The organism is Sphingomonas sp. 10B4 (genome assembly GCF_035019905.1).
Classification (GTDB): domain Bacteria; phylum Pseudomonadota; class Alphaproteobacteria; order Sphingomonadales; family Sphingomonadaceae; genus Sphingomonas; species Sphingomonas glacialis.
Window position 1 is genome coordinate 1 of sequence record NZ_JASJVC010000510.1, and the last position, 244, is coordinate 244.

Consider the following 244-nt stretch of genomic DNA (forward strand, 5'->3'; position numbering starts at 1 on the left):
GCATGGTCTCTCCACTCAAAAAAAAGTCCGCCAGTTGGCGGACCGATGTTCAACTTCTCAGCTTACTTCTTGACCGTAGCCGGTGCTGCCGATAATTTTTCTTTGGCAGCCTTGGCGACGAGGAAGTCTAATACCTGGATCACGGCACGGTTTTGCTGATCTTCGCTCACCCGCGTCACGGTCGAAACCGCTTGCGCTGGAGATGTAACGTAGCGGCCATCGATAGCGATGGTCGGCACGCTGT

The 244-nt window shown here is 54.5% G+C and carries 1 protein-coding gene; it reads right to left on the reverse strand.

Translation table 11 applies throughout. From position 1 onward, the window contains the following. Positions 1-62: 62 nt before the first annotated feature. Positions 63-244 (reverse strand): hypothetical protein (locus QN347_RS20690; RefSeq protein WP_323494530.1); only part of this gene is annotated, 182 nt, incomplete at its 5' end.